The 15,048-nt window shown below is 45.6% G+C and carries 14 protein-coding genes; all 14 read left to right on the top strand.

The window, feature by feature from the left end:
* Nucleotides 1-18 precede the first annotated feature (18 nt).
* The 14 genes from GGQ60_RS02850 (at nucleotide 19) to GGQ60_RS02790 (ending at nucleotide 15,047) form a co-directional block, all read left to right on the top strand.
* Nucleotides 19-1,101 carry a hypothetical protein gene (locus GGQ60_RS02850; RefSeq protein ID WP_183759874.1) on the top strand — a complete coding sequence of 361 codons (1,083 nt, stop codon included), beginning with the start codon at nucleotides 19-21 and terminating at the stop codon, nucleotides 1,099-1,101.
* Nucleotides 1,102-1,155: 54 nt separating this feature from the next.
* Nucleotides 1,156-2,235 (top strand): hypothetical protein, encoded by a 1,080-nt coding sequence (locus GGQ60_RS02845; protein ID WP_183759873.1) that lies wholly within the window; start codon nucleotides 1,156-1,158, stop codon nucleotides 2,233-2,235.
* 66 nt (nucleotides 2,236-2,301) lie between these two features.
* Complete coding sequence (locus GGQ60_RS02840) at nucleotides 2,302-2,814, top strand: phage holin family protein (RefSeq protein WP_183759872.1); 513 nt, start codon at nucleotides 2,302-2,304, stop codon at nucleotides 2,812-2,814.
* On the top strand, nucleotides 2,811-3,329 hold the full coding sequence (locus GGQ60_RS02835) for a CHAP domain-containing protein (protein ID WP_183759871.1): 519 nt from the start codon (nucleotides 2,811-2,813) through the stop codon (nucleotides 3,327-3,329). Before GGQ60_RS02840 ends, GGQ60_RS02835 begins: the two co-directional genes overlap by 4 nt.
* Before the next feature lie 5 nt (nucleotides 3,330-3,334).
* Nucleotides 3,335-3,850: a hypothetical protein gene (locus GGQ60_RS02830; protein ID WP_183759870.1), complete on the top strand. Its 516-nt coding sequence runs from the start codon at nucleotides 3,335-3,337 to the stop codon at nucleotides 3,848-3,850.
* Nucleotides 3,841-4,413, top strand: a complete 573-nt coding sequence (locus GGQ60_RS02825; protein WP_183759869.1) for a hypothetical protein — start codon at nucleotides 3,841-3,843, stop codon at nucleotides 4,411-4,413. Before GGQ60_RS02830 ends, GGQ60_RS02825 begins: the two co-directional genes overlap by 10 nt.
* Nucleotides 4,414-4,472: 59 nt before the next feature.
* Nucleotides 4,473-4,973: a hypothetical protein gene (locus tag GGQ60_RS02820; protein ID WP_183759868.1), complete on the top strand. Its 501-nt coding sequence runs from the start codon at nucleotides 4,473-4,475 to the stop codon at nucleotides 4,971-4,973.
* Nucleotides 4,958-5,443: a hypothetical protein gene (locus tag GGQ60_RS02815; RefSeq protein WP_183759867.1), complete on the top strand. Its 486-nt coding sequence runs from the start codon at nucleotides 4,958-4,960 to the stop codon at nucleotides 5,441-5,443. The genes GGQ60_RS02820 and GGQ60_RS02815 overlap by 16 nt, the downstream gene beginning before the upstream one ends.
* A 77-nt stretch (nucleotides 5,444-5,520) precedes the next feature.
* Nucleotides 5,521-5,655, top strand: coding sequence for a hypothetical protein (locus tag GGQ60_RS22940; protein WP_260300566.1), 135 nt, complete (start codon nucleotides 5,521-5,523; stop codon nucleotides 5,653-5,655).
* Nucleotides 5,648-9,106 carry a hypothetical protein gene (locus GGQ60_RS02810; RefSeq protein WP_183759866.1) on the top strand — a complete coding sequence of 1,153 codons (3,459 nt, stop codon included), beginning with the start codon at nucleotides 5,648-5,650 and terminating at the stop codon, nucleotides 9,104-9,106. Before GGQ60_RS22940 ends, GGQ60_RS02810 begins: the two co-directional genes overlap by 8 nt.
* Nucleotides 9,107-10,096: a hypothetical protein gene (locus GGQ60_RS02805; RefSeq protein WP_183759865.1), complete on the top strand. Its 990-nt coding sequence runs from the start codon at nucleotides 9,107-9,109 to the stop codon at nucleotides 10,094-10,096.
* Nucleotides 10,097-12,085: a hypothetical protein gene (locus tag GGQ60_RS02800; RefSeq protein ID WP_183759864.1), complete on the top strand. Its 1,989-nt coding sequence runs from the start codon at nucleotides 10,097-10,099 to the stop codon at nucleotides 12,083-12,085. It abuts the gene before it with no gap.
* Between the two features lie 28 nt (nucleotides 12,086-12,113).
* A complete protein-coding gene (locus tag GGQ60_RS02795; RefSeq protein WP_183759863.1) occupies nucleotides 12,114-14,294 on the top strand; it encodes a phage tail family protein in 2,181 nt (726 codons plus the stop codon).
* Between the two features lie 354 nt (nucleotides 14,295-14,648).
* Nucleotides 14,649-15,047 carry a hypothetical protein gene (locus GGQ60_RS02790; RefSeq protein ID WP_183759862.1) on the top strand — a complete coding sequence of 133 codons (399 nt, stop codon included), beginning with the start codon at nucleotides 14,649-14,651 and terminating at the stop codon, nucleotides 15,045-15,047.
* Nucleotide 15,048 lies beyond the last annotated feature (1 nt).

The raw sequence follows: 15,048 nt of genomic DNA, 5'->3' as shown, positions 1-15,048 counted from the left end.
CAATCGCAAAAAATCATAATGAAAAAACGCACTACAAACCGGATCATCATCCTTTCAGAATCCCTCAATTCTTACGGGTTTTGGGTAGATGTTAACGGTGTTGACCTGACACGGTTTGAAAAAAATCCGCTGATGCTATGGATGCATACCAGGCCATCAATCCCTGCGCGGGAAAACGACGTGCTGCCATTGGGCAACGTGGTGGAACTGCGCAAAGAAGACCATCCGGAACTGGGTAGGGTTTTAACTGGTCAACCGGTTTTCGACACCAGTTACAAGTTTGCCGAAACGATCTACAACATGTATGAAAACGAGACGCTCAGGATGGCATCAGCTGGGCTTGATCCACAGGAATGGAGCGAAGACGTCGACAAACTAAAGCCTTTGCAGCGTCACCATACGCTCACCAGGTCAATCCTGGATGAGGTAACGATCTGTGATATCGGAAGCAATCCCGATGCGCATCAGGAGCCAAGTGTCGCGCTTTACAAACAGGGCAAGCGAATACAGTTATCGCACAACGGTGCAAACTCCGATTTACCACTGCTTAATCACACACTCATCAATAACGAAATGTCAAAAATTGAACTTACCGCCGAAAAAGCAGCAATCCTGCTAGGCAAAACAAACGCTGTTAACCAAAACGAATTCGAAACGGGTATCAGCGAAATCGTACAGCTGGCTCAAAAACAGAAAACCCAGATCGAAACCCTGCAAAAGGAAAAAGAAGGTTTACAGGAAAAACTCGACAAAGTGGAACTGACCGCTTTGGAAGAAAAAACCAAGGTGCTGTTATCTGCTGCCGTTAAGGATCGCAAGATCGTGGAGGGCGATACAGCTTTTTACGCTGACCAGGTTAAGACCGAGGCGGACTATACCCGCGTAAAACTTCACCTGGATGGTAAAACCGGTGTGCCAACGGTACAGCAGACCGTAGAAGGTGGCGGCAAGGCTGATGCCGAAACCGAAGAAATGGTGAAGCTGTCGAAAATGACCTGGCAAGAATTGTTTAAGTCTGGCCAGGGCGAAAAATTGAGGTTAGCCCGCCCAGAGGATTACAACAGGATTTACAAAACCAGGTTCGGCCACGAACCTAAGTAGGTCGAAAACCCCAATCAACACAATTAATTAATTCATCAAAACCAAAACGAAAAAATGAGACGTTTTAAAGCATTTTTATTGCCCTTAATCGGGTTTTTACTGGCTATCATGCCATTAAGTACAGCGCTGAAAGAAGCGCCGGCAGCCCTCCAGATTGTTGCCGTTTTAGGCATCGCCGGCGCCCTGGCGTTTTCTAAAACTTATGCGCCTGGTGCATATACTGCGGGTGTGGCCAAAGAAGTTTGGCAGGATTACATTGTAGAGCGTTTCTGGAAAGACAACGTTTTTTTAAAGTTTTTCCGTGACGCCGGCAAGCATGTCCTGGTCGGTAAGGTGGTGCATATCCCGAACCCTGGAGCAAAACCTGCTGTAGTTAAAAACCGTTCAGAATTCCCTGCAACTGCCGTACGTAGAACTGATACTGACATTACCTATTCGCTCGACGAATATTCAGTTGATCCTACCCATGTACACAACCTGGACAAAATCGAGCCGTCATACGATGCACTAGATGAGGCTTACGGTGATCAAATGGGTAGCCTTAATGATGTTGTGGCTGATGATATGATCATCAAAGTGCTGAGCGCTATACCGGCCGGCAATATCATCCGTACAAGCGGAGCAGCCATTGCAGCTTATTTGGCAGGTCAAACCGGAAACCGTAAAGGCGCAGTACATGGCGATGTTTTGAGAATTCGTACTGCAATGAGCAAGCAAGGGGTACCTGATCGTGATCGTTACGCTTTATTAGATGAGGATATGTACGCGCAGATTTTTGCATCATTAAGCGATACCCAGGCCAATGCGTTCAACCAGTTTGCGAATACTGAAACCGGTGTTTTAGGAAAGCTTTACGGCTTCCTGATCATGACCAGGGCATCAGTAGCAGCTGCCTCATCAGCCGACGTCATCCGCGCGTTAGGTGCTGCAGTCCAGGCGACCGATAATGCTGTCAGCCTATTCTGGCAAAAAGACTGTGTGGAATTTGCCCTGGGTGAAGTTAAAGTATTTGATGATACCGATAACCCGCTTTACTATGGTGATTTGGTTTCTTCTGCACAGCGTGCCGGTGGCCGTCGACGCAGGGAAGACAATGCCGGCGTAATCGCGTACATCCAGGATGCAGCCGCTTAAAATCTAAAGGTTTAACATCATGGCGGGGAGGCTGCGTGCCACCCGCCAAACCTTACCAACACAAACATGAAATTTTTATCCAAAATGCTTGCCACGTTCGATTACGGTAGTGGGCTAGAGTTCTTTCACAGTCTGTCGCTAACTGCAAAGTACCGCTGGACATTTTGTACCGTAGGATTAAGCGCGACCTTTTTTCCTTTCGTTGACAAACTGCTCGGCCTGGATGCTTTTGCGTTCGCAATGCTTATCGTGGTGTTCGTCGTTGAACTGGGTAGCGGACTTTTTGCGGCTCACATCCGCAAAGAGACGTTCAGCTCCATGAAGTTAAGTCGGTTCACATTCAAGGTCGTAATCTATCTGGCTTTGATCGCCATGCCTTATGTAATGTCAACCAATTTTCACGATCATGGCAAGAGCGCTGCCGCCTTTATATTCGAATGGATGCACCTGTTTTTTGTAGCTCAGATCGTATTAGAGAACCTGGTGAGCATTCTGGAAAACCTTGCGGTGATCAGTGGCCGAGATAAAGGCCACTGGATCGCCAAGATACAGGAAAAACTAAACAACCTTCTCCAGTGATCAGAGCTAACAAAATTATCGAGGTGGCCAGGCAATACCTGGGCATAATCGAAAACCCGGGTAATACCGGATGGAAAAATACGGCCTTTCAGAATATGATGGTAAAGGTGGGCTGGTACCTGAAAGCGGCCTGGTGTGCATTCTTTACCAAAGCGGTTTACCTGGAGGCTTACGCTGACAATCCAGCGGTAACCAAAGCAATTAAAAACTGCTTTACCGGGGGTGCACTGGATACCTATCGCCGCGTTAAGGCTGACGGTACATTTAAAACCGGCAGCGAGCCAAAAAAAGGCGCTATTGCGGTGTACCAGCATGGTAACGGATCAACCGGTCACGTGGGCATTGTTGAAAACGAACTCATCGCACCGAACACCCAGCAAAACATCGAAGGTAATACCAATGCCTCAGGAAGCCGTGAGGGCGACAGGGTGGCCGAAAAGCTACGCACCATTAAAAGAGATAAAAAAGCCGACGGGCTTAACCTGGTCGGATTTATTTACCCAATTGAAGATTAAAACCAATGAAGCGCGCTATAAAATTAATACTGATTTGTGGTTCAGTTGGTTTCCTGGCTCAGTCATGTGCAGTTAAACGAGAATCCAGCCGAAGCCTGGAGTATGTTGGCTCAGCTGAGCGGCTAACCTCCAGAGAGGTCGAGGCCAAGCTGGTAAACAAATTTTATGGCGACACCTTGAAAGGGAACTGGACGCCTGACACCACTGGAGCCGACAGCACCGAAGTAGAGAGCGCCGGCATCCGTATGAAGGTGAAGGCGACCAAAACCCCAAAAGGTACCAGGTTTGATTTTACTGCTATCGCAAAGCCGGTCGCGAGGTCGGAGTTAAATACTTCGTCGAAAACGACCGACCATCAAAAAAACGCCGTGGCTGTCCAGGCTAACGAATCGGACAGCAAAAAAACAAACAGCTTTACCGGCTGGGTATGGTTGGGGCTTGCGCTCGTTGCGATCGGCCTGCTGATCCTGTTCCTGCCGAAGCTTATCCGAAAATTTTTAACCCCCCGAAAGTGGAAGTAACAAAAGAACGAAAAAGCGTCTTAGAGATCGTTTTTTCGAGATACAAAGACCAAAGAGAACTGCATCTGACCTCAGACGATAATGTTTTCACTGAAAAACACCGCGCCGAATCGCATGCCCGTGAACTGGGCGATAAAAAGGTAATCACTTATACCAGGACTGACCTGGATAAACTGACCGTTATCTCCAATGGGTTGGTTGACCTGGTTAACACCGTATCAGGTAAAAAAGGCGGTTTTAAAACAGAATTGGAAGCGCCTGGCGATAAAGTAACCAGCAAGGTCGTTTCCCTCGAATCGGCCGAAGTGGTAACGGACGCCGATGGAGGCGAAGGTGCCGGCGATCAGGGCGGCGACGGTAAACAGGGCGAGGCTGGTAAAGATCAGAACCCTAATTCAAACGAAGACCAGGAGAAAGCCGAGGCTGAAAAATCAAAGGCAGAGCTAAGCGCCCTGCGTGCCGAATATAAAGCCGTACTGGGTAAAAGCCCATCACCAGCCTGGACGGCTGAAACCCTAAAGCAAAAGATTGCCGAAGCAAAAGCAACCGGCGGCGCTCAATAATCACGGTCTGCACACCTGGTGTGCAGGCTATTTAAACATCATTTAAACACTTTTTAATTATGTCAGTAATTCAATTAATGGTCAAAAAGATCGAAATCGGCACTGTAAGTGCTGTCGATGGAACTGTATCTGATTGGGAGGAAGTAAAAGCCTATAACGATACTGTTACCCTGGACGAACCCGATCCGACGGTGACTGAACATTACGCAGCTGGGCAATCGTCGCCGAGACTTACAATCTCTATCCCAGGAGTTGAAACCTTAGGTTTCCAGATTATGGACTCTGATCCGGATAACTGCGAAATCGCTTTGGGTGGTACAGTAACTACCGTAAACAATAAAAAAACCTGGAACAAACCAAAAGGCTTTGGATCGGAACGTATCAGAGCGGTGCGCGTTACCACTGTTGACGACTATCAATACGTTCAAAACAAAGCCAGTGTAACCGGCAAAAAAATGTTGACGTTTGCCAATACCGGCATCGGCTTATTGGATGTAAAATTCCGTGCCTTAGACACTGGTTTCCCAGCAATTCCTGATGTAACATGGGGTCAGATTTAATCGACAACGGCATCGAAGGGCTGGCTGTTGAAACGTTGCTAGAAAGGGGGCTGCCGTTAGGTGTAAAAGCCCCCTTTTTTTTGCGGTGGCTAGGCTTCCGCTTAAATCTTTACCAGCCCAGCCTGGGCAATAAAATAAGGATTGCCAGGCTATACCTTAAAATGAATATCCCCGATCGAATACTCGATCAGGCAACACTGCAGGAAGCCGACGACGTGCTGGTTAAACATGCTTTTACGATTGCTAAGATCGTAGCTATCGGCTGCTTAAAAGGCTACCTGTGGCCGTTGCTGTTCTCGGGGATATTAGCCCGCTGGTTGATGTGGAACCGGACGCCTCAGCAGCTCCAGGGTTATGCAGACCTTTTAATCTTGTATAGCGGCACAGGGGCTTTTATGAATACTACCAGGTGTATCAGGAATGCGAGGATATCGGCGCCGACCCTGGGTCAGAATCCCAAACGGAGTTAGTAGCCATCGGGTTAAATAGCCTTTGGGGAATTATAGGTGGAATAAGAAAGGAGTTCCACCTCAGCCACAACGAAATTATGTGGAAAAGAAGCTGGACAAATATAACCATGATGATGGCCGATCAGTCCAGGATGGTCAAAAAGAAGAAACAACCGGTAGTTACGACGGGAGCCGAAATGGCCGCCCGGTTTGCAGCGAAAAACAATGGATAATAACAGGTTTGAAATAAATTGCGATTTTTTAATCAATAACGAGCAGGTGCGGTCAAACACCAGGGCGGTGCAGAATAATATCGAAGGCATTGGCCAGACCAGTGAGCGGGTGCGCAACCAGGTAAACCGGAACATTGTCAATACCGTTTCGCAAACCGGTGCGGCAGCAGCCCACGCCCGCACACAATTTAACGGCCTGCAGAACTCAATCAACCAAATTAGCAGGGAGCTGCCCGCCTTCACCTATAGCGCGCAAACTGGATTTATGGCCATCAGTAACAACTTGCCGATCCTGGTTGACCAGATCGCGAGATTGAGGGCAGAAAATCAGGCTTTGGTTGCATCCGGGCAAAAAGCCGTCCCGGTGTGGAAACAAGTGGTTAGCGGGCTGTTTAGCTGGGGCACTGTTATGAGTGTCGGCATTACCTTATTAACCGTTTACGGTAAAGAGATCGGCAACTGGATAAAATCTTTGTTCAGCTCCAGGGATGCCCTGGAGGCGGTGAAGAAATCCCAGGAGAACCTCACCGAGGTAAGGATCAAGGCCGCCCAATCCCTGGCCATTGGTACCGCCCAGCTGGAGGCTTATATCGCTGTTGCCAAAAACGAAAAATTAAACCTGGATCAAAGGCAGGAAGCAGTACGCAATATTATCAAGCTGGATAAAGAACGCCTGGGCGGAATTACACTGGAAACCTTGAAAACCGGCGAAGCAACTGCAGCCATTAACCTCTATATAGATGCTTTAAAACGCCAGTCGATCGAAAAAGCTATTTCGTCAAAGCGCGAGGATCTGATCAAACAGCGCTACGACAATAAAAAGGATTATGAAGCCGCCACCAAAAAAGTTGATGAGCTGAAATACGCGGTGGACAACCAGAAATTCAAGAACAAGGCAAGCGATGAAGAAACGGCAACAGAGGCGGCCTACCGTCGTGCGAAGGTTGCCCGGGAAAAAGAATTTCAAAAGGATAAAGACCTTATTAAGCAGATTGCTGATTTAGACGATTATGCTAAAAAGCAATACGAGGCATCTGTCAAACCAGAAGGTAACCAGAAGCATAACCGCCAATATTTCCAGGATATCATCGACACGGCACAGGCTGGCCTCGATGCCCTGGATAAATTAGCGCCTGATTTCGTTACCAGGTCAAAGGCGTATATCAAAACGATCAACGATGCTAAAAAAGAACTTTTGGCCTTTGATGCAAATAACGACCTAAAGCTAGCGAAACAGGGGGTTAAAGACCAGGACGCCTACATGGATACCCTTGCCGGCAGAAAGGATATGCTGGATAAGATGGCGGCGCTCGATGCAGAATATGCGGCCAAACAGATGACCAGTAATGAAGAGGAACAGGCCGAACTTAAAAACAAATTCAATGACTTTAGGAAGCTGATCGAGCAGGAAAACAGACGGATTTCCGAATACAACAAAAAACACCCGATCAAAATCGCGTTAATCGATGCTAAGTCAATCGACGGCATCGAAACCGGGGCAATGTCTGATCTGGTTTACCGTCAACAAACCGAAGGGCTCAAAAAAGCTACCGAAGAGGAAAAGAAAATTTATAAGGAGTTCGAAGAGTATAAGGCAACTTATGGCGCAGATAAAGCAAAGAAAAAGTTTAAAGACCGTATCGATGTAGAAAAAAGCTACATGCAGCAGGTAGAAGGTGAAATGGCAAAGCTTTTGGAAAAAGACCCGACCAAGATGTCCGGTGCCGAGATTGAACGCCTGCAGATGTACACCGCCCTGCAGAAAGAAGCAGAAGAGGCTGAAAACGCCAGGCTGGACAAAGCACTCAATGAATTTCAATCTTATGCGGATAAACGTCTTGCCATACAGGTAAAGTATTTGGATAAGGCTAAAGAATTCAGGGATCAGGGAAATACCAAAGAAGCGAACGAAGCAATTGCCAAAGGCAATGAAGAGGTTTCGGATCTCGATAAAACCAATGTGGCAAAATGGGGCAGTTATAAGCGCTTGTTTGATGGTGTAGGTGTGTTAACCCGCCGTCAAACACTTGACACGATCGCCCAGTTCGAAAAGGAGCTGAAAGCCGCTAAAATCACGAATGAGGCAAGGATGGAGCTGGAGCAAAAGCTGAATCGGCTTAAGGCTTCGGTAAAAAACGGTAGCGCCCGAGATATCGAGCAGGTAGCTGCCGCATTGGGAAAGGTGTCTGGCGAATTTGGCAAAATCAACAGCGATATCGGCGACATCAGCAGTACGCTGCTGACCGCGGTTCAAGCCTACGTTGAAGTTCGTAAAAACCTGGCTGATATTAACGATCCGGATAAAAGTACCGCTGAGAAAGTTGGCGCTGGTTTGGGCATCGTTGGCGCGGCATTTAGCGTCGGTAATGCTGTTGTGGGTTATTTCAAGGGCTTAAAAGCTGCGAAGGAAGCTGCACAGAAAGCCATGAACGATTTTCAGACTGCGGCGATTAAGGGCGAACAGGATTACCAGGCTTTACTGAGGCAGCGCGAACTGACCGACGCCAAACGAAATAAGAATTCGTACAAGGCAATTATTGATCAGCTCGAACTGCTTAAGAAAAACACCCCGGAAATCGAAGCCGCTTATAACCGGATATTCGCCTCAATCCAGGGCGAGCAGTTTGTCGAGGGGATCGGCTATAAACACGGGACATGGTTGCGTAAAGCAAAGACCTGGGATGTTATGGCCAGTTTGGCCGGTAGTGATTACGCGAAGCTGGAGCAGCTTTACACCCAGGGCAAACTCAAAGACCAGGCGAAAGCTGATTTTGAGGCATTGAGGGCGCTAAAAGAAGAGCTGGAAGCAGTTGGCGTAAGTGTTGAAGAGTTGCAACAGCAGCTTGCCGAGCTTTTAACCGGTACGACGGTCGGCGGCCTGGCGGACGGATTAACCGCGTTATTCCAAAACGGTAAGATGATGGCTGCCGACTTCGGCCAAAGCTTTGAGAGCATTATGCGTAATGCGGTTGTAAACAGTTTCAAAGTTAAATTTCTGCAAGATCAGCTTGCGCCATTCTTTACCCAGCTTGCTGAATTGATGAAAGGTGGAACGCCAACCCAGGAACAAATCGAAGCGTTAAAAGCCCAATATACAGCAATTGGCGCCCAGGGTGCTGAGCAGTGGAAGCAGCTGGAAAAAGTTTTTGGCATCAAGCTATCTGATACGGCAGATAATACCAGTATAACCGGCACAATTAAGCGCGAAATCACCGAGCAGACCGGCAGCGAACTTGTTGGCCTTAATCGGAGCATTTATGATGTGCTTAAACGCTATTTAAAAATCGGCAGCGACAGCCTCAGCGAGATCAGGCAGCAAACACTGTTGCAAATGGAAATCGCGGCTAACACAGCGGGTAGTTGGGTAGAGCTTAAAAATGCCGTCAAAGAATTAAAGGATATCAATAAAAATACTAAACCCGGATCAACCGGATACGACAGGGGGATATAAATGGCAAACGATAAACTTGCCGGCGTAGACTTACGATCGGTTTTCAAATTCATTCCTGCCCAGGCTGATGGGAGTAATATCGCCATTACCGGCGCCTGGGATATGCCAGCGCGGATTGGCAAAACTTACCACGATTGGGGCAATGTTGCTAACAATATCGAGCCCTACGTATCGCCTGATGAACTGTTTTACGGCGGCCGGGATATCGATTACCTGGTGATGCTGCAGGTGGCCGACGAATTGGCCGCCCTGAGCGTTTGTAATGACTTTTACCAGTTGGTTAACGGTTTTACTGCCCTGGTTCCTTTTGAAACAGACTTAGGTACCTGGAATGTTTTTGTCAGGTCGGAAATCGCGGTAGAATACTTTAATGATGGTTTTTGTAAGCTCAGGATACCATTCCGCGAGCCGATCGTGGATTTAACCGGTACGCTGCCAAAACCAAACCCGGTATTTCAGCAACTTTTAAATGCAGATGGTGCTCCTATCCATACCGGTGCATTTGCCCCGATTGAAATTGGCGTGATCAATTACGACGGCTTCGGTATCGATGGCGTCATGTTCAGGGATATGAACTGTTTTGTTATGGAGTTGGCCGGGAACTTTAACCGGCCTGCTCCGATGTCAGGGGAAGCAACCAGCTACCGTTTTGAAAAATACAGGGTTACCAGGTCGGGGCTAAAACAAATGAACCTAAAACTCTTTATTGAAGCCCCGGATTATGCTGCCTTTAACCAAACAATACGGAGTTTTAACGCGCTTTTTTCAAAACCAGGTCTTAGGTATATCACCAAAGAAAATGATTTTTTACGGGATTTTTTCGTCAAGGATGGCTTTACCGTAAATAACATAAGGCTTCACAACGGTGAGGTTACCGGAATTTTAACCGTCCAGCTAACCGAGGTCAATGCGTATACCAACTGGAGCATTTTAACAGATGCTAATAACAATGAAATAGTAACAGAATTAGGAAATATAATTATAACATAAATGGAACAACCACAAAGATTTTGGCAAGGAATGACAAAGGCGGCAACTGTTGAGGTGCTGGATAAAATTATGATCGGTAAAAATTCCGATGGAAGTACAAAATATGGCGATGTAAATCAACTTTTAGGCTTGTTAAGCGTAATTGGTGGTGCATCATTTAAGGGCAACGTCAAGCCAGCTGATGAGCCGGTGATATCCGAAGGAAATGCGTTTTATATCGCCGAAAAAGGCGTTTATCCAAATTTTGGAGGTGTGGAGGTTACGGGAGCAGCGGGGATTATTGGCCAAGCGGGCGATGAATTTGTCGTTAGCAATTTTGACGTCGATTTGGTTGATTATGCTAAACAAAACGATGTTTCGAAAAATCTCGGTGATTTTCAGGTTGAGGGAATAACCTACCAGCATTCACGAGGGGAAGCTGAAACCTATGGAAACGAAACCTGGTGGCCTGAGAATGACAAAAATGGCGTCGGATCATATTTACAAATGGCAGAAGATACTATTTTTAACAGGGTAGAGTTTTCGGCCTCCCAAACTGATATCACCCAATCAGTGAAGGTCAGGGTTTATAGATCAACGGTAAGGACAGCTGAATTAAACTTGATGACCTTATTGGAAGAAGTTTTTTTTGCCCCTGGTGAATTTAATAGATTGATTGACCTTATGGCTGTTGTTAATTTACAAAGCGCCTATCAGGTGAAAACGGGCGATTGGCTCTACATAATGGCTGTATCCGAAAAGATGTCATGGCGGTTTTTCAATGTGGATTCATCGATAGCACCGTACCGGGATAATTTCCTGTACACAGTTAATAACAATGCTAACTCTTTTAATGATGGCGGCTGGGGTTTTGGTAATGGGGCTTCTTTTCGGCAAACAGCCATGAGGTTAACATTTATCAATGCAGATTTAAAAAGCCGTTTCGGAAATCTCGACGAAGAGATCAGTCAAATAAAACAACTTGACACCATATTGCCAGCGAAAATCTATGCGATGCGTGGCCTACCATCTATATTGTACTATAACTCTTTTATGCTGGGTTTAGAACAGGAAGATAAACCAGCAATAAAAGTCGTCGGGGATTGGAATAATAGAGGCGTGAGCTATAGTGACTGTTTTACGTTTACGCCTGGTGCAGGAGATAGCACGGGTCAATATTTATCACTCTTTTTTTACAACCAACACAAAAAACTAATTGGTACAAAATCGTCTGCTATAACTGTTGTAGGAAACGAAGGTCTGAACACTGACAAAAAGGTGGTTTTCGCAGGCAACAGTTTAACGGCCGGAGGTGTTAGAGCCTGGACTGTGCGCGACCAGATTAATACTTTAGCTGGTGTTGGAAAAGTCGTTTTATATGGAAGTAGGTTTGAATTAGTTAATAATGACGGTTGGAGCGGTAAGGATATTAATTGGTTTGTTCACAGTCCTGATAGTCCGTTCACCAATTCAGAAGGAGTTTTGGATATTCCTGCATATCTGGCGACAATTGGTGTAGATACACTGGATTTGCTGGACTTCATGGAAATGACCAACACAGTCGGCCCAAATCCAAGTGAGCAGGTTGCTGATGATTATGATTATCCAGCCGCAATGGCTGATTTAAAAGCCCTTTGTACAGCGTTTTTAAATGCCGGTACCCAGCGGATCATATTACACCTTGAGCCGAGTGGTTCCAGTAAGTCTAACGCTGAAACTCCAGTTTGGCGCAAGCAAAATTTTTTATTCAACTGTCAAAGGTTCAAGGCAGCTTTATTAAAGAATTTCGATAGTGGCGTTTTCGATCCTCGTGTTAGGGTAGGTTTTGCTACGGCATACATAAGCAGGTATTATGGTTATGGCTCTTATTTTAGCGCGCCAAACCTAAGATTTGAACAAGATGTAAAGGATTATTGCACGGATGCAATACATCCAACTGTTGCAGGGTATCAGAGCATTGGCGATGGTATAGCACCACAGGTGTTATCTGTTTTAAAGGAACTGGAATAAAAAAACCGATTAATTAAAATTCGATAAAATGGGAACTTTCCAGCTGGAGATAAAAAGGTTAGGACAGGTTATTTACAGGCTTGAAATTGATGAAAACACCATCTATTCAGGCGAATTTTTAGGAATGGATAAGGTTACATCTAACTTTATTGTATCCTCGCCGCTTGACTTGCGTGTTGATGATTATATTGAGCACAATGGCCGAACTTATAAGCTAAAGACAGCCGTTCCTCAGGATGATATCGACGCGGTTACGCATCGTTACGACCTGACTTTTTACGGCCGTTTATATGACCTTTATAATACCCAGATCAAACACCTAAAAAGAACTAAGTTTACCTACACCGGTACGCCGTTAGAACTTTTATCGTTGATTGTGGATTGCCTCAACGAGCGCGAACCAGGTTACTCGATCGGCGACTGCTCCGATATTTCTGAGCCTCAAACCTTCGATTTTGAAATGCAAAGCTGTAGGACTGCGCTTTCTATGGTTGCTGAAAAGTTTAAGCTAGAGTATTACCTGGATGACCAGGATAAATTTTATCTGCTACCTAAAGTGGGCGTTGATCAAAATATCACTATGCAGGCAGGTCGTAGCTTAGGTTTGTACAACGCCTCCAGAAAGGCAGTTGATCAGGATTATGCCACGGTATGGTATTGCTACGGTGGTACCCAAAACCTGCCTGATGGTTATCGGGATGGAATGGATCGGATAGCGCTTTCTGATCCGATCCTCAAAAATACCGCACTCTATGGGTACAAGGAGGGTAGTGTAATTTTTGAGGATGTTTATCCGCGCCGAACCAGTACCATTACCGCCGTTAATGGATTGAATGAAGTTGTCGATACAACTTTGGATTTCGATATCAATGCGCAAAACATTACCGATGGAGGTGCCAAAATTGTCTTTAAATCGGGTGAACTGAGTGGCCAGCAATTCGTTATTACGGGTTATAACCATACAACGAAAACAATCAGGTTCGGAACCAATAAAGACGAAACCGGATACCAACAGCCCAACGATACTTTTAAGGCCGCTGTAGGCGATAAATACACGTTGATCGGCCTGGTTATGCCTCAAAGCTATGTCGATGCTGCTGAGGCTGAGGTTATGGCACTGGGTCAGGCTCATGCGAATAAAAATTCTTTTCCGCCAGTTGCTTTTCCGTTGAACATTGACGAGAAGTTTATCCGCGATATGGGATATGTTTATAAACTAATTCCTGGCGATACGATACACGTGGTCAGCGCTTCCTTAGGAGTTGATACCAGGATAAGGCTGCAATCTGTATCGTATCCCCTGGTCAACCCGGCAAAAATTGAGGGTGTGGTCTCTGATGTTATCCAGTATACCGATCGTGATCTGATGATTAAGGATATTAAACAGAACAAAAAGGAAACCAGCAAAGGCCAAAAAACTGCGTTGTATGCCAGGCAAGTGGCAGATGAAGTAAAAAACGCAGCAATACTGCAGCAGTTTAAACAAACTTATGTTGGTGAACGCGCAATTCTTACCGGTGCCTTTGTTGCCGGCAATCCTGAAAGCGGTGAGGTAGCGGGGATTAGTGGTACCGACGATAATTTGGAGGCAGTACGCATCTGGGCTGGTGCTTCTTTCGAGAATAGAGGAGCCGCTCCCTTTCTGGTTAAGCAAAACGGCGATGCTGTTTTTCGCAATGCTACCTTGCAATCATCTGCGACTGGTCAACGGATTGAAATAGACAGTGTAAACAACCGTATGCGCTTTTATGACAGTTTAAACAACCTGCTTATTGACCTGGACGACGATACGGCTTTTGAAGGTTATTCGATTTTTCCAAATCCACCTGGGCCGCCTATCGTAAGCAAAGTATATGGCCCAGGTATCAGGTTTGGTCTGGAAACCGGCGCAAATGGGTTTGTCACCGTTGGACGCAAAGGTGCCAGGACAAACGGTTTTTTTGAGGTTGTTAATGAGGACGGCGATACGGTTTTTATCGTTGAAGGTTTAAACGAGCGGCTCAGGTCGATGGTTGCCTGGTTGGCTGAGGCGCCAGTGGTTATTCAGGATAAAATCAATGTCGAGAAAGCCGCATCTGTTGAGGTGCAGGACGGCGCAGATAATTACCATGCCGGTATCGATTACGAGGCCGATGTCCGTGTTGGTGGTACCAGTTTCGTGCATATGAAGTGGATAAAAGGTGTTTTAGTGGAGGCTACACCGCTTTAAATAACGATTTTGGGCGAATACTGATGCTTTAGCAGTGCCAAAATTAAACAGGTCTTTATAACTGATAAAACGGCGTTTAAATGCCGTTTTTTTGGTTTAATGGGTATGCGACCCGTGTTTCTGTTCGGGGTTAAATAACCTCGGTCGACGGGTATCAATAATTGTTTCGGGCGGGAATAGTTACCAAACAAGGGCAAAAAAAAGATCGTGGCTTGTATCGCATGTATTGACTTCTGTAGGTATTTTTTATAAAAACAGTAGGTCTTTAACATTGAAAAAAATGGTATAAATGGAATTAAAAAAATGGTATAAATGGAATTCGCGATCTAAGAGAGGCAAGAAAAAGAAAATGTTATGACCTATGACTTGCATTTTAATGGAGAAAAAATCACTTTGGGATGCAGTGTGCGTAATCAGCCCAAAATAACTAGGGCAAGTGACTATTATTTCATCTCAAAAAATCAAATTGATGATCTAAAAGACAGACAAGTTGATTTAGCAACTAATGGATTGAAGAGTAATAAAGAAATAAAAGAACAAAGAGCCATTGAAAAAAAAGGTTTGCTTTTAATTTATGCATTAGACGAAAGGGGAACACCAAATGTAAATAATGGAATTCCGATAATTGGTTACAGTCTTCATTTTCCGAAAATTGAAAATGAAGTAAAAATTTCATATACCACCACAATTTTCGACGGTTTTGATGAAGAATTACAAGACGACGACGATTCGCCAAATAATGATAACGAATAGC

Origin of the sequence: Pedobacter zeae, assembly GCF_014196715.1 — a bacterium.
GTDB classification, from domain to species: domain Bacteria; phylum Bacteroidota; class Bacteroidia; order Sphingobacteriales; family Sphingobacteriaceae; genus Pedobacter; species Pedobacter zeae.
The sequence above is the reverse complement of the archived record's forward strand: the minus strand, read 5'-3'. Positions and strand labels throughout refer to the sequence as shown.

Coding starts and splice junctions, on each gene's coding strand:
- GGQ60_RS02850 (WP_183759874.1), top strand. CDS start 19: ATGAAAAAACGCACTACAAACCGGATCATCATCCTTTCAGAATCCCTC.
- GGQ60_RS02845 (WP_183759873.1), top strand. CDS start 1,156: ATGAGACGTTTTAAAGCATTTTTATTGCCCTTAATCGGGTTTTTACTG.
- GGQ60_RS02840 (WP_183759872.1), top strand. CDS start 2,302: ATGAAATTTTTATCCAAAATGCTTGCCACGTTCGATTACGGTAGTGGG.
- GGQ60_RS02830 (WP_183759870.1), top strand. CDS start 3,335: ATGAAGCGCGCTATAAAATTAATACTGATTTGTGGTTCAGTTGGTTTC.
- GGQ60_RS02820 (WP_183759868.1), top strand. CDS start 4,473: ATGTCAGTAATTCAATTAATGGTCAAAAAGATCGAAATCGGCACTGTA.
- GGQ60_RS02815 (WP_183759867.1), top strand. CDS start 4,958: ATGGGGTCAGATTTAATCGACAACGGCATCGAAGGGCTGGCTGTTGAA.
- GGQ60_RS22940 (WP_260300566.1), top strand. CDS start 5,521: ATGTGGAAAAGAAGCTGGACAAATATAACCATGATGATGGCCGATCAG.
- GGQ60_RS02810 (WP_183759866.1), top strand. CDS start 5,648: ATGGATAATAACAGGTTTGAAATAAATTGCGATTTTTTAATCAATAAC.
- GGQ60_RS02805 (WP_183759865.1), top strand. CDS start 9,107: ATGGCAAACGATAAACTTGCCGGCGTAGACTTACGATCGGTTTTCAAA.
- GGQ60_RS02800 (WP_183759864.1), top strand. CDS start 10,097: ATGGAACAACCACAAAGATTTTGGCAAGGAATGACAAAGGCGGCAACT.
- GGQ60_RS02795 (WP_183759863.1), top strand. CDS start 12,114: ATGGGAACTTTCCAGCTGGAGATAAAAAGGTTAGGACAGGTTATTTAC.
- GGQ60_RS02790 (WP_183759862.1), top strand. CDS start 14,649: ATGACCTATGACTTGCATTTTAATGGAGAAAAAATCACTTTGGGATGC.